This is a genomic window from Streptomyces sp. NPDC005141 (assembly GCF_053599975.1).
This window is the reverse complement of the sequence record NZ_JBSFYW010000051.1, coordinates 13,838-39,398: the sequence shown is the minus strand read 5'-3', so window position 1 is coordinate 39,398 and position 25,561 is coordinate 13,838. Positions and strand designations below refer to the sequence as shown.

The 25,561-nt window shown below is 71.2% G+C and carries 22 protein-coding genes; 10 read left to right on the top strand and 12 right to left on the bottom strand.

All coding sequences use genetic code 11. The features are described 5' to 3' along the window. Positions 1–105: 105 nt before the first annotated feature. Both ACWD68_RS31190 and ACWD68_RS31185 read right to left on the bottom strand, forming a co-directional pair. The gene (locus ACWD68_RS31190; RefSeq protein ID WP_451809802.1) at positions 106–1,188 is read right to left on the bottom strand and encodes a sugar phosphate nucleotidyltransferase; all 1,083 of its coding nucleotides are present in this window, start codon (positions 1,186–1,188) and stop codon (positions 106–108) included. 187 nt (positions 1,189–1,375) lie between these two features. Next, positions 1,376–2,686, bottom strand: coding sequence for a peptidoglycan recognition protein family protein (locus ACWD68_RS31185; RefSeq protein ID WP_451809801.1), 1,311 nt, complete (start codon positions 2,684–2,686; stop codon positions 1,376–1,378). A gap of 128 nt (positions 2,687–2,814) precedes the next feature. Between ACWD68_RS31185 and ACWD68_RS31180 the strand changes: the two genes are divergently transcribed. From ACWD68_RS31180 to ACWD68_RS31165, 4 genes are all read left to right on the top strand, one after another. Further along, entirely contained in the window at positions 2,815–3,570 is a 756-nt protein-coding gene (locus ACWD68_RS31180; RefSeq protein WP_451809800.1) for a TIGR03089 family protein, read from the top strand. A 209-nt stretch (positions 3,571–3,779) separates the two neighbouring features. Continuing rightward, on the top strand, positions 3,780–5,075 hold the full coding sequence (locus ACWD68_RS31175) for an LCP family protein (protein ID WP_451809799.1): 1,296 nt from the start codon (positions 3,780–3,782) through the stop codon (positions 5,073–5,075). A 247-nt stretch (positions 5,076–5,322) separates the two neighbouring features. Next, positions 5,323–7,095: an LCP family glycopolymer transferase gene (locus ACWD68_RS31170; RefSeq protein WP_451809798.1), complete on the top strand. Its 1,773-nt coding sequence runs from the start codon at positions 5,323–5,325 to the stop codon at positions 7,093–7,095. Positions 7,096–7,218: 123 nt separating this feature from the next. Further along, a complete protein-coding gene (locus tag ACWD68_RS31165) occupies positions 7,219–8,955 on the top strand; it encodes an LCP family protein (protein ID WP_451809797.1) in 1,737 nt (578 codons plus the stop codon). 110 nt (positions 8,956–9,065) lie between these two features. Here ACWD68_RS31165 and ACWD68_RS31160 read toward each other — a convergent pair whose 3' ends face one another. Then, positions 9,066–10,097 (bottom strand): glycosyltransferase family 2 protein, encoded by a 1,032-nt coding sequence (locus ACWD68_RS31160; RefSeq protein ID WP_451809796.1) that lies wholly within the window; start codon positions 10,095–10,097, stop codon positions 9,066–9,068. A gap of 175 nt (positions 10,098–10,272) precedes the next feature. Here ACWD68_RS31160 and ACWD68_RS31155 point away from each other — a divergent pair, with 175 nt between their 5' ends. Continuing rightward, complete coding sequence (locus ACWD68_RS31155; protein WP_451809795.1) at positions 10,273–11,766, top strand: LCP family protein; 1,494 nt, start codon at positions 10,273–10,275, stop codon at positions 11,764–11,766. 131 nt (positions 11,767–11,897) lie between these two features. Here ACWD68_RS31155 and ACWD68_RS31150 read toward each other — a convergent pair whose 3' ends face one another. Beyond that, positions 11,898–12,446 carry an acyl-CoA thioesterase gene (locus tag ACWD68_RS31150; RefSeq protein ID WP_351132913.1) on the bottom strand — a complete coding sequence of 183 codons (549 nt, stop codon included), beginning with the start codon at positions 12,444–12,446 and terminating at the stop codon, positions 11,898–11,900. 118 nt (positions 12,447–12,564) lie between these two features. Here ACWD68_RS31150 and ACWD68_RS31145 point away from each other — a divergent pair, with 118 nt between their 5' ends. Together ACWD68_RS31145 and ACWD68_RS31140 are read left to right on the top strand one after the other, a co-directional pair. Then, positions 12,565–13,854 (top strand): LCP family protein, encoded by a 1,290-nt coding sequence (locus ACWD68_RS31145; RefSeq protein WP_451809794.1) that lies wholly within the window; start codon positions 12,565–12,567, stop codon positions 13,852–13,854. 8 nt (positions 13,855–13,862) lie between these two features. Next, on the top strand, positions 13,863–14,483 hold the full coding sequence (locus ACWD68_RS31140; protein ID WP_451809793.1) for an HAD family hydrolase: 621 nt from the start codon (positions 13,863–13,865) through the stop codon (positions 14,481–14,483). A gap of 16 nt (positions 14,484–14,499) precedes the next feature. Here ACWD68_RS31140 and ACWD68_RS31135 read toward each other — a convergent pair whose 3' ends face one another. The 6 genes from ACWD68_RS31135 to ACWD68_RS31110 form a co-directional block, all read right to left on the bottom strand. Beyond that, a complete protein-coding gene (locus ACWD68_RS31135; protein WP_451809792.1) occupies positions 14,500–15,447 on the bottom strand; it encodes a hypothetical protein in 948 nt (315 codons plus the stop codon). Continuing rightward, positions 15,444–17,039, bottom strand: a complete 1,596-nt coding sequence (locus ACWD68_RS31130; protein WP_451809791.1) for a protein phosphatase 2C domain-containing protein — start codon at positions 17,037–17,039, stop codon at positions 15,444–15,446. The genes ACWD68_RS31135 and ACWD68_RS31130 overlap by 4 nt, the downstream gene beginning before the upstream one ends. A 10-nt stretch (positions 17,040–17,049) precedes the next feature. Next, a complete protein-coding gene (locus tag ACWD68_RS31125) occupies positions 17,050–17,715 on the bottom strand; it encodes a vWA domain-containing protein (protein WP_351550623.1) in 666 nt (221 codons plus the stop codon). A gap of 19 nt (positions 17,716–17,734) precedes the next feature. Beyond that, the gene (locus ACWD68_RS31120; protein WP_451809790.1) at positions 17,735–18,217 is read right to left on the bottom strand and encodes a hypothetical protein; all 483 of its coding nucleotides are present in this window, start codon (positions 18,215–18,217) and stop codon (positions 17,735–17,737) included. Continuing rightward, entirely contained in the window at positions 18,214–19,542 is a 1,329-nt protein-coding gene (locus ACWD68_RS31115; protein WP_451809789.1) for a methyl-accepting chemotaxis protein, read from the bottom strand. The genes ACWD68_RS31120 and ACWD68_RS31115 overlap by 4 nt, the downstream gene beginning before the upstream one ends. 257 nt (positions 19,543–19,799) lie before the next feature. Next, entirely contained in the window at positions 19,800–20,957 is a 1,158-nt protein-coding gene (locus tag ACWD68_RS31110) for an acyl-CoA dehydrogenase (protein WP_451809788.1), read from the bottom strand. A gap of 189 nt (positions 20,958–21,146) precedes the next feature. Between ACWD68_RS31110 and ACWD68_RS31105 the strand changes: the two genes are divergently transcribed. Then, on the top strand, positions 21,147–22,490 hold the full coding sequence (locus ACWD68_RS31105) for a UDP-glucose dehydrogenase family protein (RefSeq protein ID WP_451809787.1): 1,344 nt from the start codon (positions 21,147–21,149) through the stop codon (positions 22,488–22,490). A 156-nt stretch (positions 22,491–22,646) separates the two neighbouring features. Here the strand turns inward: ACWD68_RS31105 and ACWD68_RS31100 are convergent, their stop codons facing one another. Further along, positions 22,647–23,159, bottom strand: a complete 513-nt coding sequence (locus ACWD68_RS31100; protein WP_451809786.1) for a CGNR zinc finger domain-containing protein — start codon at positions 23,157–23,159, stop codon at positions 22,647–22,649. Positions 23,160–23,261: 102 nt separating this feature from the next. On the opposite strand from ACWD68_RS31100, the gene ACWD68_RS31095 reads away from it, so the two are divergent. Further along, positions 23,262–23,621 carry a VOC family protein gene (locus ACWD68_RS31095; protein WP_451809785.1) on the top strand — a complete coding sequence of 120 codons (360 nt, stop codon included), beginning with the start codon at positions 23,262–23,264 and terminating at the stop codon, positions 23,619–23,621. Between the two features lie 26 nt (positions 23,622–23,647). Then, positions 23,648–24,085 carry a VOC family protein gene (locus ACWD68_RS31090; RefSeq protein WP_451809784.1) on the top strand — a complete coding sequence of 146 codons (438 nt, stop codon included), beginning with the start codon at positions 23,648–23,650 and terminating at the stop codon, positions 24,083–24,085. A gap of 281 nt (positions 24,086–24,366) precedes the next feature. On the opposite strand, the gene ACWD68_RS31085 is transcribed toward ACWD68_RS31090, so the two are convergent. Further along, positions 24,367–25,560 carry a dipeptidase gene (locus tag ACWD68_RS31085; RefSeq protein ID WP_451809783.1) on the bottom strand — a complete coding sequence of 398 codons (1,194 nt, stop codon included), beginning with the start codon at positions 25,558–25,560 and terminating at the stop codon, positions 24,367–24,369. Position 25,561: the final 1 nt, after the last annotated feature.

The window sequence follows — 25,561 nt, the reverse complement described above, 5'->3', positions numbered from 1 at the left end:
CGGAGGCGCTGAGGCCTTCCCCGGAGGGGCTGAAGCTGTCCCTCAGCCGAATGACGGCCCCGGAGGGGATGGAATCAGCTCCTCCGGGGTTCCAAGGCAGCTCTTCTACTGGTCCGACGAGAAGCGCACCGCGCCGCCCGGGATGCGGGCGTCGCACCAGACGCGGACTCCCTCGCGGAGTTCGTTGTCGGGGCCGACGACCGCGCCGTCGCCGATGACCGCGCCGGTGAGGATCGTGCGCTCGCCGATGCGGGCGCCGACGCCGACGAAGGAGTCGGTGACGACCGCGCCGGGTTCGACGACGGCTCCGGCGAGAACGGTGCTGCCGCTGATCCGGGCACCCTCGCCGATGCGGGCGCCCTCGCCGACCACCGTGCCGCCGGTGAGCTTGGCGTCGGGTGCCACCGCGGCCGTGGGCAGGACCAGACGGTCGCCGCAGCGGCCGGGAACGGCCGGGGACGGGGCGCGGCCGAGCACGAGGTCGGCGGAGCCGCGGACGAAGGCCTGCGGGGTGCCCAGGTCCAGCCAGTAGGTGGAGTCCACCATGCCCTGGAGGTGGGCGCCGGTGGCCAGGAGATCCGGGAAGGTCTCGCGCTCGACCGAGACCGGGCGGCCCTCGGGGATCGTGTCGATGACCGAGCGGCGGAAGACGTACGCACCCGCGTTGATCTGGTCGGTGACGATCTCCTCGGGGGTCTGCGGCTTTTCGAGGAAGGCCGTGACGCGCCCGGTGGAGTCGGTGGGCACCAGCCCGAACGCGCGCGGGTCCTCCACCCGGGTGAGGTGGAGGGAGACGTCCGCGCCCGTCGTGGCGTGGGTCGCCACCAGGGCCGGGATGTCCAGGCCCGTGAGGATGTCGCCGTTGAAGATCAGGACCGGGCCGTCGGGGCCCGAGTGCAGCCGGGACGCCACGTTGCGGATGGCGCCGCCCGTGCCGAGCGGCTCCTCCTCGGTGACGTACTCGAGGTGGAGGCCCAGCGAGGAGCCGTCACCGAAGTACGGCTCGAAGACCTCGGCGAGGTAGGACGTCGCCAGCACGATGTGCTCGACGCCCGCCGCGCGCGCCCGCGCCAGCTGGTGCGTGAGGAAGGGGACCCCGGCCGCCGGAACCATCGGCTTGGGCGTGTGCACCGTGAGGGGGCGCAGCCGGGTGCCTCTGCCGCCGACCAGGAGGATCGCTTCTGTCACCTGTCGTCTCTGCTTCCTGCCGGGACCGGCCGAACTTTCTTTCGGCCGGCCAGTGTATGCAGACCGTTCGATGGCGCCTTCGATGGCCGTGCGGTGTCCTTCGACGGGCCTCTGTCGTGACTTCAGGTGATCTCTGCCGGTCCCGGTGTGGCCGAGCCGTGTCGGCCCCACCGGTTCCGGGTCCTGCCTACCGGCCCTGGTAGCCGGCCGCCGTCTTCCGGGCCGAGCCGAGCTTGCCGTAGAGGAGCCGTCCGGGGCACTCCGTGGCGAACCCGTCCCGGTGACCGGAGATCACATTCAGTCGTACGTTCTTTCCCTTTCGGTAGAGATTGCCACCGCCCGACGTCAGGTATGTCGTGCCACGCGGATTGGCACCGTAGAGACCGAGCTTCCATGCCGTGAGCCGGGCGATGGCCTTGAGCGCGGCGTCGGACGGCTTCGTGCCGGCGAAGTTGCCGAGGACGGCGATCCCCATGCTGTTCGTGTTGAACCCGAGGGTGTGGGCGCCCCTGACGGCCTTCGCGACGCCCCCGGCCCGGCCTTCGTAGATGTTTCCGCACTTGTCGACGAGGAAGTTGTAGCCGATGTCACGCCAGCCGCTGCTCACCACGTGGTAGCGGTAGATACCGCGGATGAGCGAAGGAACCTGCGAACAGGTGTACTTGTTGCCCGATGCCGTGTGGTGCACGAAGGCCGCCTTGACCTTTTTCGTGTACACGAATCCGCGCTCGCGCAGGTTCTCGTTCGCACCCCAGCCACTGCGCGTGACGATGCGGGGGCGCGGGCCGATGTACGGCTGTGCGCGCCTCTCGTAGGCGGCCTCGGGGAAGTATCTGCGCTCCGTCTCCTGCTGGGAGAGCGCGGCGATCTCGGTGGCGCCGGCGCCCCGGGCCCCGCCCGACGCGCCCGCGCGTCCGCTCCCCGCGCGCGGGGGATCCCCGCCGGGGTCGACCAGTTCGAGGCGCAGGCCCCTGGGGAGCGGGGAGTCCGCCAGGGCGGTCGCGCGGTCCTCCTCCGGGCCCTCCCGCGCCATGCGCTCCGCGTCGACGCGGACTTCGACGCCGTCCGAGTCGCCCACCCACAGCGGGGCGGTGGAGCCGTGCACCCGGCGCGACGCGCCCTCGGCGGTGTCCGGGTCGGCGGCGTGCTCGTGGTTGTGGGTCTCGACGTCCTGCCAGCCCGACCAGTGGCCGTTGCCGGCCGATCGGGTACGGACCTGGACACGGCCGTTCAACTCACTGTTCGGGTCGTCCCAGATGACGCCGACCAGGGAGAACGGCCGTACGTCCCGGGGGGCGAGGCCCTGTTCGGGAGCGGCTGGGCCGAGGGCCCGTTCACCGGTGAGCGGGACGAGTGGCAGGGACTGGGTGCTGCCGGGGACGGCGGTCTCGGAGGTCACCGCCGACGGCCCGGCCTGTGCCGGGGCGGGCAGGGCGAGCGGAAGGGAGAGAGCCGCCGCGCAGGTGACGCCGATCGAGGAAGCAAGGAATCCACGCATGCTCCTGATCATGGACATAGTCATATATATCTGTCCATCGCGGAATTGACGGGCAATCGGAGGCGCTCGGCCGAACCGGTGGCGCTCGCGGTCCGCGCCGCGCGGCGGCCCCGCGTAGGCTTGCGCGCGTGAATGCCACCGACCGCACCCCCGCCGACCTGCTGCGATCCGCACTCTCCGCGGACCCGGCGCGCCCCTTGGTGACCTTCTACGACGACGCGACGGGCGAACGGGTCGAATTGTCCGTGGCCACCTTCGCCAATTGGGTGGCCAAGACCGCCAACCTGCTCCAGGGCGAGCTGTCCGCCGAGCCCGGCGAGCGGGTCGCGCTGCTGCTGCCCGCGCACTGGCAGACGGCGGTGTGGCTGCTCGCCTGCTCCTCGGTGGGCGTCGTCGCGGACGTCGGGGGCGACCCGGCCGCAGCGGACCACGTCGTCGCGGGCCCCGGCCAGTTCGAGGCCGGGCTCGCCTGTTCCGGTGAGCGCGTCGCCCTCTCGCTCGCGCCGCTCGGCCGCCGCTTCCCGACACCGCCCGCGGGGTACGCCGACTACGCCGTGGAGGTGCCGAGCCAGGGCGACCGGTTCGCGCCGTACGCGCCCGTCGATCCGGAGGAGCGGGCGCTGATCGTCGCCGGGGCCGCCTACACGGGCGCGGAGGTCGTGGAGCAGGCCCGTGCCGACGCCCCCGGGCTGGATCTGACGGGACCGGGTTCCCGCATCCTGTCGGCGCTCTCGTACGACACGTGGGAGGGCCTGTCCTCCGGCCTGTACGCGCCGCTCGCCACCGGCGGATCGGTGGTGCTGTGCCGCCACCTCGACCGGCTGGGGGACGACTCGGTCGCCCAGCGGATCGAGAGCGAGCGAGTGACGGCGACGGCTCGCTAGCCCAACACCGCCCCGGCCGCGCGTCGGACGGGGCGGGCCCGGGTGCCGTACGGCCAGTACGGCCCGTACGGGCAGCTGCTGGGCTGTGCGGGTGGCTCGTGCGGGCCTGCCCCGCGGGTCGGCGCGTCCCCCGTTCGGCCCATCACCGGCCCCCCTCACCAGCCACTTCGGGACATGGTCGTAGGAGCAGCCAGACACGCTCGTACGCCATGAGGGGTGGTGGTTCCGACGTGACCGACACCGCAGGCCCGTCCTCCGGGCGCCCGGAAGGGCCGGGGCTGGGAGCGTCGCCCACCGGGGCCGGAGTCGTACGCCGGCGGCGCCGCTGGCTGCGCTACACGGCGACCGGGGTGGCCGTGGTGGTCCTCGGCGCCGTCGGGGTCGGCTGGGCCGCGTACGAGAAGCTGAACGCGAACATCACGGCCGACAACGACGCGGCCGCCGAGCTCGCCCGCTACGAGAAGGAACGGCCCACCGCACTGGTGCGCGACGCGCAGAACATCCTGCTGATCGGGTCGGACTCGCGCTCGGGGGCCGGGAACAAGAAGTACGGACGTGACTCCGGGACCGAGCGGTCCGACACCACGATCCTGCTGCACCTCTCCGCGAACCGGCGGAGCGCGACCGCCATGTCGCTGCCCCGCGACCTGATGGTGAACGTGCCGAGCTGCCGGCGCCCCGGCGGAACCCGCACCGAGCCCATGTTCGCGATGTTCAACTACGCCTTCCAGGTGGGCGGTTCGGCCTGCACGATCCGTACCGTCGAGAAGCTCACGAACATCCGCGTCGACCACCACATGGTGGTGGACTTCCATGGCTTCAAGGACATGGTCGACGCCGTGGACGGCGTCGAGGTGTGCCTGAGCGAGCCGATCGACGACAAGGCGGCGAAACTGCGGCTGCCCGCGGGCAAGGTCGTGCTCAACGGCGAGCAGTCCCTCGGCTATGTCCGTGCCCGCAAGAGCATCGGCGACGGCAGTGACACCGACCGCATGGACCGGCAGCAGCGCTTCCTCGGCGCGCTGGTCAACAAGGTTCGGAGCAACGACGTCCTGCTCAACCCGGCGAAGCTGTACCCGGTGCTGGACGCGGCCACTTCGTCGCTGACCACCGACCCGGGGCTCGCGAGCCTGCGCGGCCTGTACGACCTGGTGCGCGGCATGCGCGACATCCCCACGGAAAACGTGCAATTCCTGACGGTGCCCCGGACGTCCTATGTCCTCAACGCCAACCGCGATCAACTCGTGGAGCCCGAGGCGGCCCGGCTCTTCGCGCGGCTGCGCGCCGACAAGCCGGTGGCGGTCGCGAAGGAACCGCCCCAGAAGCTCACCCAGGGACAATCAGCGCTTTCCGCGAGCCCGTACGGAAACTCCCCCCATGACTACGAAGAGGAGTCACTCGGCAACGGAAAGTCGAGGGTAATAGGGCCCGTCGCACTCACCGGGACACCCGATCCGGCACCGACTTTCCGGGGTAACACGGCGGCCGAGGACGCCTGCGGGTAAAGCGCGCGCCAAGGTGGGGAACAGCTGAGCTAAGAACTCTCCGAGAAATGGGTCGGATTGCCCAGTTGTAGGGACGTTGAATTTGTCACGGCCGTCGCTCGACGCTGAACCGGGCGGATAGTGTGAGCGATCCGGTGCACCCGGCCACGAGGTTCCGTCCTGGAGGTCGCGCACTGTTTGACCGAGACCCGAGCGCCTTTTGAGGGGGAAAGGCGCCGCGTGGCCCCGACGGAGGATTCAGACAACCGTGGACGCGCAAGGCCGTAGGCGGGCGGACGACATCGATCCCGCAGACCAGTGGGTGCTCAACCCGAACACCGGTGAATACGAACTGCGACTGACCCCTTCCGGAGCGCAGTCGGGAGTGCCGCGGCCGCGGAGGGGTACACCCTCCGCGGCGGCACGCGCCCGAACCGCGCCCGGCAGGGATCGCGCGGCACCGGACCGGGACCGTAAGGCGCCGGGGCGGGACAGTGACGCGCCCGGAGCCGTTGTGCCAGGGCCGCGCAGACGCCGCGGCGAGCCGCCGGAGCCCCTTCCGGGGCGGCGGCGCGGGCGTACCAGGCCGCCCAAGAAGTCGAAGGCGAAGAAGGTGCTGCTCTGGACCGGCGGCACCATGGCGCTGGTGCTGGTGGCCGTTTCGGGCGCCGCCTACGCCTACCTCAAGCACCTCGAGGGCAACGTCCAGACACAGGACGTCGGCGATTCGGCCAAGAACGGCTTCAGCAAGGACGAGGCCTTCAACCTCCTCATCATCGGCACCGACAAGCGCACCGGTGCGGGCAACGAGGGATACGGCGACAAGAACAGCGTCGGCCACGCCGACACGAACATCCTGCTGCACGTCTCCAAGGACCGGACGAACGCGACCGCGATGAGCATTCCGCGCGACCTCATCGTCGATGTCCCCGACTGCAAGTCGAAGCAGGAGGACGGCTCCGAGAAGCCCATCGCGGGTACGGACGACGTCCGCTTCAACACCAGCCTCGGCCAGGCGGGCCGGAACCCCGGCTGCACGATGGACACGGTCAAGGCGGTCACCGGCATCACCGTCGACCACTTCATGATGGCCGACTTCAACGCGGTTAAGACACTGACCAGCGCGGTGGGCGGGGTCGAGGTCTGTGTCGCCAAGGACGTCAACGACCCCGACTCGCATCTCAAGCTCTCCGCCGGCAAGCACACCATCGAGGGCGAGCAGGCCCTCGCGTTCGTGCGCACCCGGCACAGCTTCGGCAACGCGGGCGACCTCGACCGCATCAAGGTGCAGCAGCAGTTCCTGGGCTCCCTGATGCGCAAGATGAGTTCGGGCAACACCCTCACCAGCCCCACCAAGCTGTACAAGCTGGCCGAGGCCGCCACCAAGGCGCTGACCGTGGACACCGGCATCGGCAAGGTCGACACGCTCAAGGACATGGCCATGGAGCTGAAGAAGGTGCCGACGAAGAACATCACCTTCACGACGGTTCCGGTGATCGACAACCCTGCCGACGGGGTGGTCCACAAGACCGTCATCGTCAACCCGAACACGTCCCAGCCGGTCTTCGACGCCATCAAGAACGACGTCTCCTTCACCGCCGTGAAGCAGAAGCAGAAGAAGGAGAAGGCCGCGGTGGCCGCCCGTCTCAAGGGCTCCCGTTCCGCCGCGTCCGACATCCGCGTCGACATCTACAACGGGGGCGCCGTCGCCGGATCCGCACAGGAGACTCTTAACTGGCTGCAGAATGATGAGGGCGTGCTCAAGTCCAGCCAGCTCGGAAACGCTGACGAAACACTCAGCAGGACGACGCTGGAGTACTCTCCCGACCAGGCCGACCAGGCACGCAAACTCGCGGACCTGATGGGGCTGTCCGCCTCGGCGATGAAGCCCGGCGAGAGCGAGAAGAACTCACAGGGGCTGCCCGCGATCGTGCTGACCCTGGGCAAGGACTTCAAGGGCGCCGGAGTGCCACTGAGCACTGCGACGAAGGCGCCGGACGTGGACAAGTCCACGGCGGACAAATCAGTGTGCGCCAAGTGATGACCTGACGGGTCCGTCGAGCGTCCTACAGGACGCGAGAAGTGTCCGCCCGGACGTGAAAGCGTCCGGGCGGGCGTACGACGGGCCCGTTTGTCAGGCGCAGGGTGGGGAGGGGCTGGGGAGATGGCGCAGAGCAGTGTGCGTGGGGAGGGAGCACGACCACGTGTCCCGCAGGCCGGCGAACTGGGCTGGGACGACGGCATGTACGAGGAGGGCGGCGAGCCCGTCCGTACGGCTGACGGTGGTTCCGTCCGCATCGACGGCGAGGGTGACGGCGACGGCGTTCGTCCGGCCGACGACACCGCGCCGACCGGTCCGCAGAAGCAGGGACGGCACGGCGGGGGCGGCGGCGGAAGACGCCACGGGGGCGGTGGCCGGCCCCGGCGCAGACGTCGAATACTGCGCTGGTCGGCGATGGTGCTCGCGCTCCTGATACTCGGCACCGCCGGCGCCGGTTATCTCTACTACCGGCATCTGAACGCCAACATCAAGAAGGACGACCTGAACATCGGCGACGCGAAGGACCGCGCCGCCAAGTCGAAGCCGAACGCGGCGGGCCAGACCCCGCTGAACATTCTGCTGATCGGTTCGGACGCCCGGAACTCCACCGCGAACCAGAAGCTCGGGGGCGCGAAGGACACGTTCGACGGGCCGGCCCGCGCGGACGTCCAGATGCTGCTGCACCTGTCGGCGGACCGCACCGACATGTCGGTCGTGAGCATGCCGCGCGACACGCTGCTGGAGATACCCAACTGCACCGACCCCGACACCGGGAAGACGTACTCCGCGAGCACGATCCCCGTGATCACGAACGACTCGCTGCGCCGCGGCGGCCCCGGCTGCACGGTCGCCACCTGGGAGAAGCTGACCGACATCCACATCGACCACTTCATCATGGTCGACTTCGCGGGCGTGGTGTCGATGGCCGACGCGATCGGCGGCGTCCCCGTCTGTGTGGACGCCAACATCTACTCGCACACCTCCACCGGCCACGGCTCCGGGCTGAAGCTCGAAGAGGGCACGACGTCCATCAAGGGCAAGCAGGCCCTGCAGTGGCTGCGGACGCGGTACGGCTTCGAGGACGGCAGCGACATAGGCCGGACCAGGGCCCAGCACCAGTACATGAACTCGATGGTGAACCAGCTGCGCGAGAACGCCACGCTGAGCAGCCCGGGCAAGCTGAAGAGCCTCGCGGAGACGGCCACCAAGGCGCTGACCGTCGACGACGGCCTGGGCACGGTGACCAAGCTCTACGACCTGAGCAAAGAACTGAAGAAGGTCCCGTCGAAGCGCATCAACATGATGACCATGCCCTGGGTGTACTCCGCCGACGGCAACCGGGTGCTCCCCAAGGTGAAGGCCGCCGACAATGTCTGGCGGCTGATGCGCGAGGACATCGCGCTGGACGGCAAGGGCAAGAAGAAGGCCACCGAGAGGACGTCGTCGGACCCGGCCGCCGCGGACGACAAGATCGCGGTGCAGGTGCAGAACGGCACACGCACCAGCACGCTGGCGCCGGTGTCCGGGCGCGCGAACGCGGTGACCGAACTGCTCGTCGGCAAGGGCTTCACGGCGTCGAAGGCCGACCTGACGGCGGCGACCGCCGATGACACCACGGTGATCCGCTACCCGAGCGACGATCTCGAGGGTGACGCCCTGCGGGTCGCCAAGTCCCTCGGGATTCCGACGAGCGCGGTGGAGAAGTCCGCGAACGTCTCCGGCGTCACGCTCGTCGTCGGCGCCGACTGGCGGGACGGCACGACGTACAAGGCACCCGAGGACGACGACTCGACGCCGTCGTCCAAGGAACTGGACACCGGCAAGTGCATGCACGTCGACCCGGACTACACCTGGTCGTAGGGCCGACGGCAAACGGCAGTTGGGCCCCTCTCGCAACGGAGAGGGGCCCAACTCATGTGCGGGTCGGCCCAGTTGGAGCCGATGGCGACCTCGGCCGGAGCCGGGTGGGCTCAGTTCGAGCCGCTGAGGACCGCGGGACGCCGGGACGCGATGACCTTCCTGGCCAGCGCCTTCGGGCTGGTGAGGAAGCCCCAGCCCCACGACATGTGCATCGTCGCGAGGGCCACGGGGATCTGGAGGCGGGCCTTCAGCGGCAGCCCCTTGCCGGCGGGCAGCGAGCCGAGCCCGATGGCCGCGAGATAGCCGGCCGGGACCACGAAGCCCCACGGGGTCAGCGCCGCGCCGACGACCACGCCCGCCGCGATCGCGCAGACGGCGGTCGGCGGGGCGAGGTAGCGCAGGTTGATGGAGCCCTCGTGGTAGCGGGCGACGACATGCCGCCAGCGTCCGTAGTCCTTGTACTGCTTGGCGAGCGCCTTGACGGACGGCCGCGGCCGGTAGGACACCTTCAGCTCGGGCGAGAACCAGATGAGCCCGCCCGCCTCCCGGATCCGGAAGTTCAGCTCCCAGTCCTGGGCACGGATGAACTCCTCGTTGTAGCCGCCCTGCTGCTCCAGCGCCTCGCGCCGGAAGACCCCGAGATACACGGTCTCGGCCGGGCCCGCCTCGCCGCCCGTGTGGAAGGCCGCGTTGCCCACACCGATCTTCGACGTCATGGCGGCGGCCACGGCGTGCTCCCAGTCGTTCTCGCCCTCGGCATGCATGATGCCGCCGACATTCTGCGCGCCGGTCTCCTCCAGGAGCCGCACGGCGGTGGCGATGTAGTTCGGGGAGAGGATGCCGTGCCCGTCGACGCGCACGACGACGGGGTGCCGCGACGCCTTGATCGCGGCGTTCAGCGCCGCGGGCGTCCGGCCGGTCGGGTTCGGCACGGTGTGGACCCGCGGGTCCTCGCGGACGAGTTCGGCGGCGATCTCGTCCGTCCGGTCCGTGGAGGGACCGATGGCGATAACGACCTCCATCTCGCCGTCGTACCGCTGCGCCAGGATCGCTTGGACGGCCCCACGCAGATGCCGCTCCTCGTTGAGGACGGGCATGATCACAGAAACGGCGGGAGACCGCACGTCAGACTTCTCGCTCATCGGACGTCACGTTACCGCGAACGGGGGACACGGTCGCGCGCCGCCCGGCGTAAGGACCGGTCCGCAGATCGTATGGGCCTACCGTGCTCACGGATCCCCACGCCAGCGGAACGCGGCCCCGGCCGGCCTCGCGGAACGCATCCCTCCCCCGTCCAGCCTCGCGGAGGTGTCCCTCTTGCCCACGCCGCCCCGCTCCCCCGTCCGCCCTCAGCGCCCCCCACGGCCGTCTCCCGCACGGCGCCCCGACCGGCGGCCGGACGGACGCCCGGCCCGCCCCGTACGGCGTAGGAAGCCGCGCTGGGCCGTGCGGGTGGTGACCACCATCTCCGTGGTGGTCCTCGCCTCGGCGGGCATCGGACACGCGGTGGTGACCAGCCTCGACGCGGACATCACCCGGGTCGACCCGTTCAAGGACATGAAGAACCGGCCCGAGGCCGGCAACGGCATGAACGTGCTACTGGTCGGCACCGACGGCCGGGACAAGATCACCGAGGCGGAGCGGCGGAAGTACCGGCTCGGCGGCGCGCCCTGCCGCTGCACCGACACGATCATGATCGTGCACATCTCGGAGGACCGGGAGCGCGCCAGCATCGTCAGCCTGCCGCGCGACTCGTACGCCGAGGCGCCCGGGCACACCGACGCGGTCACCGGCAAACAGCACGGCCCCCACCCCCTCAAGCTGAACGCGGCGTACGCGCAGGGCGGCCCGACCCTGACCGTGCGGACCGTCGAGAACATGACCCACGTGAAGATCGACCACTATCTGGAGGTCGACTTCACCAGCTTCATGAAGACGGTGGACGTGCTCGGCGGCGTCCGCATCTGCACCGCGCAGCCGCTCAAGGACAGCTACACCGGCCTCGACCTGGCGGCGGGCTCGCATCTGCTGGGCGGCGGACAGGCCCTTCAGTACGTACGGTCCCGGCACGCCGACGGCTCCTCCGACCTCGGCCGGATGCAGCGCCAGCAGCGCTTCCTGGCGGCGCTCGTCGAACACGCCACCTCGTCCGGAGTGCTGCTGAACCCGATGAAGTTCCGCGACGTGACGCGGTCGGTGCTGGGCTCGGTGCGGGCCGACAAGGGCTTCGGCACGGACGAACTGCTGGATCTGGGCCGGGCGATGCGGAACTTCTCCCCGTCCTCGTCCGAGTTCACGACCGTGCCGATCGGGCAGATGGGATACGTCGTCAAGGGCATCGGCTCGACCCTGAAGTGGGACGACACGAAGGCCGGGAAGCTCTTCCGGGCCCTGCGCGACGACAAGCCGCTCGCCGAGCGCCGGGCCCCGCGGCCCAAGGCCGTCCGGGTCGCGGTGGCCCCGCAGCAGATCCGGGTCCAGGTCGAGAACGGGACCACCACGACGGGCCTCGGCAGGCGGGTCGACAGCGCGCTCGCCGCCACCGGGTTCCGGACGACGGGCCGGCCCACGACGGCCAAGGACCACGCGGTCCGGCGCACCGTCGTCGCGTACGACCCCCGCTGGGACCGCTCCGCGAAGTCCCTCGCGACCGCGCTGCCCGGTTCCGAACTGCGCGCGGTCCCCGGGCAGGGCCCGCTGCTGAAGGTGATCGCCGGTGCGGACTTCAAGCAGGTCGCACGGGTACGGGCGGAAGATCAGCACCAGGGGGAGTTCGGGGTGGTGACGGGAGACCAGGTGGTGTGTCCGTGACCGCGGGCACCCGACCACCCGGGCCTCCTGGCCCCTGACCCCCGCCCTTCGGCCGTGACCGGCCTGACAGGTCCTGGTCCGTGACCGACCGGACCCTGTCGGGTCCTGGTCCGTGACCGACCCGACAGGTCCTAGTCGTCGAGGCCTTCCGCCGCGCGCTTCTCGCGGAGTTCCATGATCGCGCGGCGGCGGGCCAGGCGGTGGGTGCGGCGGATCTGCGCCTCCTGGTAGCGGCGCTCGTCGCGCTCGGTCTCGGCGATGACCGGCGGGACCCGGCGGGGCTTGCCGTCGGCGTCGACGGCGGCGAAGACGAGATAGGCCGAGCCGACCTGCTGGGGCGGCGTGGACTCGTTCCAGCGCTCGGCGAGGACCCGGACCCCGACCTCCATCGAGGTGCGGCCGGTCCAGTTGACCTGGGCCTTCACATGGACCAGGTCGCCCACGCGGACGGGTTCCAGGAAGGCCATCTCGTCCATCGAGGCGGTGACGGCGGGTCCGCCGGAGTGCCGCCCGGCGACCGCTCCCGCCGCGTCGTCGACGAGCTTCATGATCACTCCACCGTGCACCGAGCCCAGAAGGTTCGTGTCGTTGTGGGTCATGATGTGGCTGAGGGTGGTCCGGGACGCGGCGGTCGGCTTGCCCGGAATGTCGTTTTCCGGGTTGGGGGCCTGGTCTGTCATGTCCTCCACCTTATGCCGGGCACGCGTCGGTCTCTTTGCATCAGCTCTGCAACAGGCGTGACCCAGATCTCCCTGCTCTCTTGTAAGACACATGGTGGAGAGCTGCACACTGGTCGGCATGAACGATTGGCCCGACGGGTGGTCCGACGACAACCGCAGCAACGGCGGCAACCGCTACGGACGCGGCAGCGCAGGCGCACAGCCTGAGAGCGCCCGCGTCATGCGCCAGGTCCGCCGCGGACCGGCACCCGCACCGGGCCAGGACGCGCCTCCGTACGGCGGGGTGCCCCGGCAGCCGTCGTACGTCGACGGTCAGGGCTACGACGACGGGTACAACTCCGGCTACAACACGGGTCATGTGTACGGGACCCCCAACGGGCCCGACGGTCCGCAGGGCCCCGGCGGTGGCGGCGCGTACCCGCAGCGCCCCGCGCCGAACTGGCGGCGGCGGATCAAGTGGACCGCGATCACGCTGGTCACCGCGCTGGTGGTGGTCTCCGTCGGCACGTACTTCTGGGCGGACTCCAAGCTCCACCGTGACGTGGATCTCTCCAAGGTCATAGACCGGCCGGAGACCGGCGAGGGCACGAACTATCTGATCGTCGGTTCCGACAGCCGCGCCGGCATGTCCGCCGAGGAGAAGAAGAAGCTGCACACGGGCTCCGCCGAGGGCAAGCGCACCGACTCGATGATGATCCTGCACACCGGGAGCAACGGCTCGACGCTGATCTCGCTGCCGCGTGACTCGAACGTCACGATCCCGACGTTCCGCGGCTCCGAATCCGGCAAGATCAAGGGCCCGCTCGGCACGAACAAGCTGAACGCGGCCTACGCGTTCGACGGCCCCCAACTCCTCGTCAGGACCGTCGAGTACAACACCGGCCTGCACATCGACCACTACGTGGAGATCGGCTTCGGCGGGTTCGCGAGCATCGTCGACGCGGTCGGCGGTGTCGAGATGACCCTCGACAAGGGCTTCAAGGACAAGTATTCCGGAGCCGACTTCAAGGCGGGCAAGCAGACGCTGAACGGCGAGCAGGCCCTCGCCTTCGTCCGTACCCGGCACGCCTTCGCCGCCTCGGACCTGGAGCGCACCAAGAACCAGCAGAAGTTCCTGGCCGCCCTGGCCCACCAGGTCGCGACCCCGTCGACGGTCCTGAACCCCTTCAAGCTCTACCCGACGATGGGCGCGGGCCTCGACTCGCTGACCGTCGACAAGGACATGAGCCTGTGGGACCTGGCCGACATGTTCTGGGCCATGAAGGGCGTCACCGGCGGCGACGGCAAGTCCATGAACATGCCGATCTCCGGCTCCTCCGGCGGCAACCTCGTCTGGGACAAGGCGAAGGTGAAGACGCTGGTGGACGAGCTCAAGAACGACGAGAAGGTCACGGTGTCGGGCAACTGAGCACCACCGTGTCCCCCGTCTCCTCCGGACCGTCCTTCGACGCGGTGCTCTGCGACGTCGACAACGTGATCCGGATCTACGACCCTTCGCCCCTGGCGGCCCTGGAACGGGCCGCCGGGCTGGCCGAGGGCACCACCATGAAGGTGGCCTTCGCGCCGGAGACGGCGCTCCCGCTGTGGCTCGGCCGGATCACGCCCGACCAGTGGGCGCGGTCGACCGCGCGCTCCCTGACCGGGCTCGTGTCCGGGGCGACGGCCCTGGAACTGGGTACCGCGCTGGCCCGGTCCCCGTTCCACGCCGACGAGGACGTGGTCGCGCTGCTGCGGCGGGCCCGCGCCCGGATGCCCCTCGTCCTCGTCACCAACGCGTCCGTCCAGTTGGAGCGGGACCTGGCGGCGCTGGGCCTCTCCGACCTCGCCGACCATGTCGTCAGCAGCGCCCGCGTGGGCCTCGCCAAGCCCGACCGCCGCATCTACGACCTCGCGGTCGCCCGCGTCGGCGTTCCCGCCGACCGGTGCCTGTTCGTCGACGACACCTGGGAGAACGTCGAGACGGCCACCGCGCTGGGCATGCGCACCGTGCACTACCGGGAGGCCGGGGATCTGCGGCGGGCGCTGCCGGGGCTGTGAGTACGGGGCGGCCCTCTCAGTTGCGAAGCGTGATGCGGCCCCTGTTGCGGGGGCCGTCGAATTTGGAGCGGTCGACGACGGGCTTCGGGGCGGGTGCCGCGGCCATGAGACGGATGGTGTCGCGGCCCGCCAGGGCGGTGCACCACTGGGCGAGGTGGGGGCGGGTGCCGCGGGGTCCGGACGCCTGTTCCCACAGGGCGCGGACCGCTTCGGCCCGCCGGTCGTCGAGCACGCCGGTCAGCGGGTGCAGGGGCTTGCCGGGGGCCACGTACGCGTCCTGGCTCAGGACACGGCCCACCACCAGGGCCACCTTGTAGCGGTCGCTGTCCACCGTGACGGTGCCGGGGGCGGCCAGCGGGTCGTGCCAGTCGGGGGTGTCCGCCTGTTCCAGGACCGGGGTCCTGCCGACCAGGCGTACGCCGTCGCAGTCCAGGAGATACGGGCCGGGTGCGGGCCGGACGGTCCACAGCACGTTCGCCTGGGACACGTCGCCGACCACCAGCCCCAGGGTGTGCAGCCACTGGACGAGTCCGACGACGGCGACCACCAGCGCGTACCGCTCGGCCGGCGACGGCTGGGCGACGGTCTGCCAGGCCGGCTTGGGAGCCCGTAGCAGATAGGACAGGTCGGTCAGCCGGGCCTCGCCGCGCGCGGTGCGCCAGGTCATGGCGTCCGGCGCGCGGTTCATCAGGAAGCCCGTCGTCCTTCCGCCGTCCATGACCCGGCACAGTGGCCACGCCGTCTCCCGGTCCAGCCGGTCCCGGTCGGCGGGGGCGAGCCCCTGACGCAGGGCGACGAGCGCCGCGAGTTCCCCGCCGTCGGCCTTCCCCGGCTCGCGGTAGCTCTTGTACAGCAGCCCGCCCGGACCGGCGACGTCGTACACCTCGCCCTGGCCACCGTCGCCGACACGCACGCCGAGGACGAGCGAGCCGAGGGACACGTCCGCGCCGTCGGCGGCGCTCACGGGGCGGCCTCCCACAGGACGACGGCGGTGCGGTCGTCGTCATAGGACTTCACGCGGTACTGCAGCTGCCACAGGAAGTCCGCCGGTGCCGGGGCGGTCCCCTTCCCCCACCCGGACCCCAGGAAGTCCCGCATTCCCGCGTCCCCCGCGAGGGGCGTGGACAGACCGTCCGTGCACAGCACGAGTACGTCGCCGGGCAGGGCCGGGGCGAGCAACTGAGCGCGGGCGCGGTGCCCGTGCGGCAGGGCGGCGGTGCGGGTGTCGATCATTCCGTCGCCGTCGTGCTCCGGGTCCGTGAGGGAAAGGTTCCACGCGCCGGCGCGCAACAGGGCCGTGCCGCCGTCGCCGACGGCCAGGAAGCCGCGGGTACGGACGCGCGGGTCGAGCGGGACGAGCAGGGCGCGCAGGGTGGTGGCGTACGCGGCGGGGTCGTCGCCGTGCTCGCGGGCGCGGTGCGCGAGGAGGGTCGCGACGCGGCCCACCGCGGTGTCCGCCAGCACGGCGAACCGGGGCTGGTCGCCCGCGCGCAGGACCTCGGAGAGTTCCGCGGCCAGGCTGTCCAGCTCGATCGCGGCGAGCCGGCAGGCCTCCTGGGAGCCGACGTGCGAACGGGCCGCGGAACCCACGCCGTCCGCCACCGCGAGCAGCAGCAGCCCATCGGCGCCGGGCGCCCCGAGGCGCACCACGGCCAGGGAGTCCTGGCGCGGCTCGCCCTGATAGCGGTGCGAGTCGCCGCGCACGGACGCCGCCCGCACCGTCAGGGCGCCGTACCCGGCGCCGTCCACCACCATGTCGGGCGTCAGCGCCGCGGTCGGGTCCTGGCGGACCGAGGGGAGCTCCAGGGGCTCGGGCGCGTACAGCGGGGGCTTGGGGCCGGAGTGGAACGGCGCGCCGAGCGTCGGGACGGTCATGTCCCGCGCGGCGGGCTGCTCGGGAGCGGGTCCGGGTCCGGACGCGGAGTCGGACCCGGACGGCACGCAGGCGTGCGGGGGCGACGGCCGCACGGGGCCGGGCGACGGCGGCTGCCGGGCGAAGCCGGGCACGGGCGGCGTCGGTTCGTACGACGAGGACGGCGGTGACTTCTCGAACCGAGGCCGCGGCGGCTGCTGGGCGAAGCCGGGCAGTGGCGACGGCGGCGTCGGTTCGTACGACGAGGCCGGTGGCGACGGCCGGTTCGGCTCGTACGGGACGGGCGGTGGCTGCCGGGTCGGCTCGTACGAGGCGGGCGGTGACGGCCGGTTCGGCTCGTACGAGGCGGGCGGTGACGGCCGGTTCGGCTCGTACGAGGCGGGCGATGGCGGCCGGTTCGGTCCGGCGGGCGGTGCCGCGGACGGCTCGGGCGCGGTGGGGGCCGCGTCGGGCTCCGACGGGTCGTTGAAGAACTGGTCGACGCTCTGCCAGGTCGCGTCCAGCGGATCGGGCTCGCGCGCGTCCGGCCAGCGGAAATCCGGCTGCCGGGCATCTTCCCGACCCGCGTCTGGCCGGCCCCCGTCCGGCCTGCCCGCACGTGCCCGGCCCCCCTCCGACTCCCGCGTGGCGGGCTCCCGCGGGTTGGTCCGGGACGGTCCGGCGGCGTTCATGTCGTTCCCCATCGGTGCGACCTCACAGCTTGTCGAGAGAGACGATGGAGAAGCCGGGCACGGTGTCGTCCACGGCCAGCGTGAACCCGTTGCCGCCGTCCGCCCCGATGCTCCCGGCGGACCGGACGATCGACCGCGTGAGGCTGGAGGCGAACTCGCGCAGTGCCTGGGCCGGTGAAACCGAGGAGTCCTTCTGCATGAACGCCCGGAAGTTGGCGACCCGCGCGATCGTCGACTCCTGTGCCTCGCCGATGCCGAAGGCGATGATCTTCGGGCAGAACCGTGACTGGGTGAGCTCCTTGTACGCCTGGTCCCAGTCCGGGTCGGTGGGAATGCCGTCGGACAGGAAGAAGACCACGGGGCGGTACACCTCGTGGCCCTCCGCCTTCAGCCCCGCCACATCGTCCTCGACGCAGCGCAGCAGGATGTGGAACGCGTCGCCGTACGAGGTGAGCCCGCCCGCGGCGAGCGCGGGGACCGAGTCGATGTCGCTGAGGTCGACGAGCGGTTGCAGCACGGTGGCGGTGTCGGAGAAGCCGATGAGGCAGAAGCGGGTCTTGTCGGCGACCGTCGGGTTGGTGCTGATCTCGTGGTGCAGGTCCGGGAGCGCGCCGTTGATGGCGTCGATCGGCTCGCCGATCATCGACCCGGACTCGTCGCAGAGCAGGTAGAAAGGCAGGATCTGCAAGGTTTCTCGTACCTCCGGGTCAGTACGTGTAGAAGTAGATCTCGATGTCGGCGTGCCCCGAGGAGGCGCCGCCCTTCCAGAAGTCGCGGGTGGTGGCGGCGCGGAACATGTCCGGACGGGCCTTCTCCAGCAGGGCGTTCACGTCGTGGGCGTAGCGGCCCCCGGCGCCCGGGTCGGTGTGGCGTCCGAAGGTCAGCACGAAGGCGGCCTGACGGCCCCGGTAGCGCGCGGTCGCCCCGCGCAGTGCGCGCACGATGCCCTCCTCGTCCCCGGCGCTCGCGTCGACGGCCACCCTGACCGGTGTGCGGACCACCGCACGCGGGCCGGTGTGCCGTGGCTTCCTCTTCGCGGCGGCCGACGTGGCGGAGGACGGGTCGGGGCGCTGCTCCGCGGCCTGGGGATCGCCCTGGTCCCCCATGGCCACCAGGGCGAGAACGAGCAGCATGTCCGCGAACAGCCAGCCCGCCAGGTGCAGCGGCCGGAACCTTCCCCCGCGCTTCATCGGGCCTCGGTCAGGGACGCGGGAGGAAGCTGCGGCGGCTCCCGGCGGGGGTCGCGCGGGCGGGGGTCGGCAGGACCGTCGGTCCCGTCGGCGGGACGGCCACCCCGGTCGGCACCGCTCTGAGGCCCATCGGCGCACCCGGTCCGGCCCAACTGGTCCGCCAGGTCGGCGCGCATCCGGCGGTCCGTCCGCAACTCATCGACGAGCCGGGCGAATTCATCAGCCGTCGCTCGCAACGCGCCGCTCTGGGCGCTCAGTTCACGCACCGCGTGCTGGGACTCCTCGACCGCGCGGGCCGTCCCCTCCGCCACCTCGCCGTAACGGCCCAGAAGTTGGGCGGAGATGTCCGAAGCCACCTCGATGCCGGTGGCGTAGGCACGCTGGGAGGCGGCCAGCACGGTGACGGAGTCCTCGACACGGCCCCCGGCGCCCGCCACCGCGAGCCGTACCTCACCGCTCGCGTCGCGGACGTCGTCGAGCGCCTTGCGGACCTGTGCCCCGCCGTCGCTGACGGCGGCCTCGACGCGCCCCACCGCGGCCTCCAGGGGCTTGACGGAGGTGTCGACCCCGGCCAGCCTGCGTTCGGCGGACTCCACCGCTTCACCGACGGCCGAGGCGGCCGACGCCAGGTCCTTGTGGACCCGGACGGCCTTGTCGCCCAGCCTCCTGAGGGTCGCGGCGGCTCCGGTGAGTTCTGCCGCGAAGCGCTGCGGGGAACTCGACCGCCGCTGGTTCAGGACGAGTTGGGCGCGGGTCAGCGCCGGCACGAGCGCCGCCATCAGCTCCTCGGAGCCCCGGTCGGCGTCCTCCTCGCGGCGGGTGACGGCGGACCGCCGCACGCCGTGCACGAGGACCAGGGTGAAGAGCACCACGATGGCGACGGTGGCGCTCATCGCGACATGGCCGAAGGTGAACGCGCCGGTGAGGTGCCCCTCGAAACCGGACTGCCACAGCTGCAGGAAGGGCCGGGAGGCGGCCTTCGGATCCGCGCCGGTCAGCGCCCCGTAGGCGCTCGACGCCCGGGTCAGCCCGTACCAGGTGAGCATCAGGGGTACGAAGACCAGCGCGCCCAGCACGGCTTCGGCATAGGACCAGACCTGGTGTTCCCCGTCCCGGCCACCGGGCGCCCCGAGGCTCTCGGGACGGGCGTAGGCGGCGAGGAGATCGAGTTCGGACCAGGGGTCCAGCGCGGTGACGTCCTGGTCCCGGAGCGCCGCCGCGAGCGCGGTCAGCTCTTCCTTCCGGGCTCCCAGCGCCGGCCGCTCAGCGAGATCCTTGATGCTCTGCGCGATCACATGACGGTCCATCAGGGCGCCTGACGGCATGCCCACCCCCACAACACGACGGACGCGGGGGTGCGTCGACGGCAGCCATGGATCCCCACCCGTGTCACGTGCCCCCGTGCCCCCGCCGGTTCACACGCACCAGACGCGCGACCGAGGGCACAGAGAGTACTCCAGCTGCCACGCTCCGCGCATGAACTCCCGGCACCCGCCGCTCCCTCCAGGGCGGCGGGACGGAAAAACGAAGAGGTGAGAGGCACCCCGGGTGCCTCTCACCTCTGTTGCCGACCGGCGGCGTACTACGGCAGGTTGCGCGCCATCACGATGCGCTGGACCTGGTTCGTGCCTTCGTAGATCTGGGTGATCTTGGCGTCGCGCATCATGCGCTCGACCGGGTAGTCACGGGTGTATCCGTAGCCGCCGAGGAGCTGGACGGCGTCGGTGGTGACCTCCATGGCGACGTCCGAGGCGAAGCACTTGGCGGCGGCACCCTGGAAGGTGAGGTCCTTGTCGCCGCGCTCCGACTTGGCGGCGGCCGCGTACGTCAGCTGGCGGGCGGCCTCGATCTTCATGGCCATGTCCGCGAGCATGAACTGGACACCCTGGAACTCGGCGATCGGCTTGCCGAACTGCTTGCGCTCCTGGACGTAGCCCTTGGCGTAGTCGAGGGCGCCCTGGGCGACACCGAGGGCCTGGGCCGCGATGGTGATGCGAGTGTGGTCCAGGGTCTTCATGGCGGTCGCGAAGCCGGTGCCCTCCTCGCCGATCATGCGGTCGGCGGGAATGCGCACGTTGTCGAGGTAGACCTCGCGGGTCGGGCTGCCCTTGATGCCGAGCTTCCGCTCCGGAGCGCCGAAGGAGACGCCCTCGTCGGACTTCTCGACGACGAACGCGCTGATGCCCTTGGAGCGCTTCGTCGGGTCGGTCACCGCCATGACCGTGTAGTACTCGGAGACGCCCGCGTTGGTGATCCAGCGCTTGACGCCGTTGAGGACCCAGAAGTCGCCGTCACGGACGGCCTTCGTCTTCATGCCGGCCGCGTCCGAACCGGCGTCCGGCTCCGACAGGGCGTACGAGAACATGCCGTCGCCCTTGGCGAGCGGGCCCAGGTACCTCTTCTTCAGGTCCTCGGAGCCGGAGAGGATCACCGGCAGCGAGCCCAGCTTGTTCACCGCGGGGATCAGGGAGGAGGACACGCAGACGCGGGCCACCTCCTCGATCACGATGACCGTCGCGAGGGCGTCGGCGCCCGCGCCGCCGTACTCCTCGGGGACGTGCACCGCGTGCAGGTCGTTGGCGACCAGGGCGTCCAGCGCCTCCTGCGGGAAGCGGGCCTCCTCGTCCACCGTCGCGGCGTACGGCGCGATTTTCGCCTCGGCCAGCGAACGGATCGCGTCCCGGAGCATGTCGTGCTCCTCGGACGGGCGGTACAGGTCGAAATCAGCCGATCCGGCCAAGGTCTCTCACGCTCCAAGGGATGCTGTGATCGCTGCGCTAACTACCGTTAAGTAACACAAATTTTAAGGGTCTGCCCGCGGGACCGGTACGTGAGCTTGGCGACAGGGGGAAAACCGCCCGTGAAAGCGCTCCCCCCGGCCCCGACTATGCTCGGGCGCGCACCGACGCCGCACACCTCAGGAGCACCCATGGCCCTCAAGATCACCGTGATCGGCACCGGCTACCTCGGCGCCACCCACGCCGCGGCCATGGCCGAGCTCGGCTTCGAGGTGCTCGGGCTCGATGTGGTGCCGGAGAAGATCGAGATGCTCCAGCGGGGCGAGGTCCCGATGTTCGAGCCCGGTCTCGAGGAACTGCTGCGCAAGCACGTGGCCGGGATCGAGGGCTCCACGGGCCGGCTCCGCTTCACCATGGACTGGGCCGAGGTCGGGGCCTTCGGAGACGTCCACTTCGTCTGCGTGAACACCCCCCAGAAGCACGGCGAGTACGCCTGTGACATGTCGTACGTCGACGCCGCCTTCGAGTCGCTCGCGCCGCACCTGCACGGCCCGGCCCTCGTCGTCGGCAAGTCCACCGTGCCCGTCGGTTCGGCGGAGCGGCTGGCGGCCCGGCTCGTCGAGCTCGCGCCCGCCGGCGAGGACGCGGAACTGGCCTGGAACCCGGAGTTCCTGCGCGAGGGCTTCGCCGTGAACGACACGCTGCACCCCGACCGGATCGTGGTGGGCGTGCGCAGCGAGCGCGCCGAGAAGCTGCTGCGCGAGGTCTATGTGACGCCGGTCGCCGACGGCTCGCCGTTCGTCGTGACCGACTTCCCGACCGCCGAACTGGTGAAGACCTCCGCGAACTCCTTTCTCGCCACCAAGATCTCCTTCATCAACGCGATGGCCGAGGTCTGCGAGGCCGCGGACGGTGACGTGGCCAAGCTGGCCGAGGCCATAGGGCACGACGAGCGCATCGGGAAGAAGTTCCTGCGGGCCGGGATCGGCTTCGGCGGCGGCTGCCTGCCCAAGGACATCCGCGCCTTCATGGCACGCGCCGGTGAGCTGGGCGCCGACCAGGCGCTGACCTTCCTGCGCGAGGTCGACGCCATCAACATGCGGCGCCGCGGCCAGATGGTGGAGATGGCCCGTGAGGCGCTCGGCGGCGGCTCATTCCTCGGCAAGCGGGTCGCCGTGCTCGGCGCGACCTTCAAGCCGGACTCGGACGACGTGCGTGACTCGCCGGCGCTGAACGTCGCCGGGCAGATCCACCTCCAGGGCGGCCAGGTCACCGTCTACGACCCGAAGGGCATGGCGAACGCCAAGCGGCTCTTCCCGACGCTGGGGTACGCCGACTCCGCGGTGGAGGCCGTACGGGGTGCCGATGTCGTCCTGCATCTGACGGAGTGGCGCGAGTTCCGCGAGCTGGACCCGGCTGTGCTGGGCGAGGCGGCCACGTCCCGGGTGCTGCTCGACGGGCGGAACGCGCTGGACCCGGAGGCGTGGCGCCGGGCCGGCTGGACGTACCGGGCGATGGGCCGGCCCACCGCCTGAGAAGGCTGTCGCGGGTGACGCCGGTCCGGCCGAGGCTCAGTCGGCCGGACCGGCGTCGGTTGCATTCTGCACCACTTCGCTGTGCGCCGACCGGCGACCTCGGGACTCCGTCCGGCTCCCCGCCCCGCCCCCGGTTCGGTTTCCCGTGACCGGGGGCTACTTCGCGCGGTAGCGGCGCATCTTGGCGCGCGCCCCGCACACCGACATCGAGCACCAGCGGCCGCGCCCCGCGGGCGAGCGGTCGTAGTACGCCCAGTGGCAGGTCGGGGCCTCGCAGGCCTTCAGACGGGGCCAGCCGCCCTCGACCAGCGACTCGGCGATCGCGGCGGCGATCCGGGAGGCCAGGGGGGCCGGGGAGGTCCCCGCGGCGGCGGGGACCAGACGCGCGCCGCCGCCCTCCTCGTCGACCGTGACGCACAGGGGCGCCCGGGCGAGGAGCTCCCCGAGCGGGGCCACCTCCCGGTGCGCCGGATGACCCGCGTGCGCCAGGCACACCGCCCGCAGCGACTCGCGCAGCTCGCGCGCCCCCTCCGCCTCGCCCGCCGCCAGTCCGAAGCGCGCCAGCCCCTCGGCCGTGTCCAGGGAGTCGGCGCCCGACTCGATGTCCAGGGTGTTCACCAGGTCCTGGACCAGGGCGAGGCCACCGGGTGCGGGCGCTCGGTCATTCATGCTTGCGACGTTACCTCTTATGCGGGAGCATGCAGTAACCGTTACCTCTTGAAGCGGTTTACAGGTAACTCATCGGCGTTCTGGAATCCCACGGAGGAAGTCATGACTCTCGCCAAGCTGGGTGCCGTCGTCCTGGACTGTCCCGACCCGCGCGCGCTGGCGGCGTTCTACGCCGAGGTGCTCGGCGGCACGGTCACGGGCGACGACGACTGGATCGACCTGGAGCTGCCGGGCGGCCGGACGCTGGCGTTCCAGGCCGCCCCCGGGCACGTACCGCCGCGGTGGCCCGCGCCCGACGCCCCGCAGCAGTTCCATCTGGACCTGACCGTCGAGGACCTGGACGTGGCGGAGAAGGGGGTGCTGGAGCTCGGCGCGCGGCCGCTGGACACCGAGGACAGGTCGCGTTCGTTCCGTGTGTACGCCGACCCGGCGGGGCACCCGTTCTGCCTCTGCGCCTGCTGAGCACACACCCGAACGAGGAGCACGTCATGGAGCAGCCCGTCGCACGTCTGCGTTCCGTCGTCCTCGACTGCCCCGATCCCCGCTCGCTCGCCGCGTTCTACGCGCGCGTGGCCGGTGGCGAGCCACAGGCGGAGGACGACGACTGGGTCGTCCTCCGGATCCCGGACGGGCCACGCCTGGCCTTCCAGCGGGCACCCGGACACGTTCCGCCGCGGTGGCCGAGTGCCGGCCGGGACTCGCAGCAGTTCCATCTCGACTTCGACGCCGGGTCCACCTGGGAGGCCGTCGACGCCGCGCAGGAGCGGGTGCTCGCGCTGGGCGCCCGCCCGCTGGACCTGGACGACGAGGACGGCAGGAAGGACTTCCGGGTGTACGCCGATCCGGCGGGGCACCCGTTCTGCCTCTGCCTGATCGACCCCCTCGAGGACGGGCCCTGGCCCGACCACCCCGCTCCCCCGGGGTGAGCCCTGACAGGCTCCGTGAGGTGGACGGCGAAGGTCGGGGTACCGCCACCGTGACACGGGGCCCGGGGGCTTCCTGGCGGATGACGCGTTCGGGGTACGTCCATGGGCGCGCCCCCGCGCGTCACGCGCGAACGCGGACCCGGTGCATCCGTACGGGCGGAGCGGGCGCCCGCCCGAAGCTACCCGGCACAACCGTCGGGCGCACGCCGAAGGCGCCCGGGCCATCAGCCCGGGCGCCTTCGCAAGCCCCGGAGCCCTGGAGCCCCGTCAGCCGTCAGCCGTCAGCCGTCCAACTGTTCCAGCGTCGCGTTCGACGGGCCCCGCCTGGAATGCAGGTCGCGGGCCACGTCCTCCGCCGCCCCCAGCACACGCACGGCGTTCCGCCAGGTCAGCTTGGCCACGTCCGTGCGCGACCAGCCGCGGTCGAGGAGCTCGGCGATCAGGTTCGGGTAGCCGGAGACGTCGTCCAGGCCGTCCGGGGTGAACGCCGTGCCGTCGTAGTCGCCGCCGATGCCGAGGTGGTCGATGCCCGCGACCTCACGCATGTGGTCGAGGTGGTCGGCGACCGTCGACACGGTGGCGACGGGACGCGGATTCTCCTCCTCGAAGACGCGGTGCACCTTCATGCCCTCGGCGGTGGTGTCGAGATGGTGGAAGCCGTTGGCTCGCATGTTCTCGTCGGCCGCGGCCGTCCAGTCGACCGCGGCCTGGAGGACGAACTTCGGCACGAACGTCACCATCGCCACGCCGCCGTTGGCGGGCAGCCTCTCCAGCACGTCGTCCGGGATGTTGCGCGGGTGGTCGCACACCGCGCGCGCCGAGGAGTGGGAGAAGATCACCGGCGCGACGGAGGTGTCGAGCGCGTCTCGCATGGTCGTCGCGGCCACGTGCGAGAGGTCCACGAGCATGCCCTCGCGGTTCATCTCCCGCACGACCTCACGGCCGAAGGCCGACAGGCCGCCCACCACGGGAACGTCCGTCGCCGAGTCCGCCCACGCGATGTTGTCGTTGTGGGTGAGGGTCATGTAGCGGACGCCGAGCGCGTACAGCCCGCGCAGGACGCCGAGGGAGTTGTCGATCGAGTGACCGCCCTCCGCACCCATGAGGGAGGCGATACGGCCCTCGCCGCGCGCCGCCTCCATGTCGGCGGCGGTCAGCGCGGCACGCAGGTCCGCCGGGTGACGGTCGATCAGCTGCCGTACGCAGTCGATCTGTTCGAGCGTCGCGGTGACCGCGCCGGGCAGGTCCGAGCGGACGTACACCGACCAGTACTGGGCGCCGACGCCGCCGGAGCGCAGCCGGGCCAGGTCCGTGTGCAGGTGGGCGCTCTGGTCGGTGGCGATGTCCCGGGCGTCGAGGTCGTAGCGGACCTGCTCGCGCAGCGCCCAGGGGAGGTCGTTGTGCCCGTCGACGACGGGGAACTCGTCGAGCAGGGCACGGGCCATGTCGAGCGAGGAGAGGGAGGGCGAGGACATC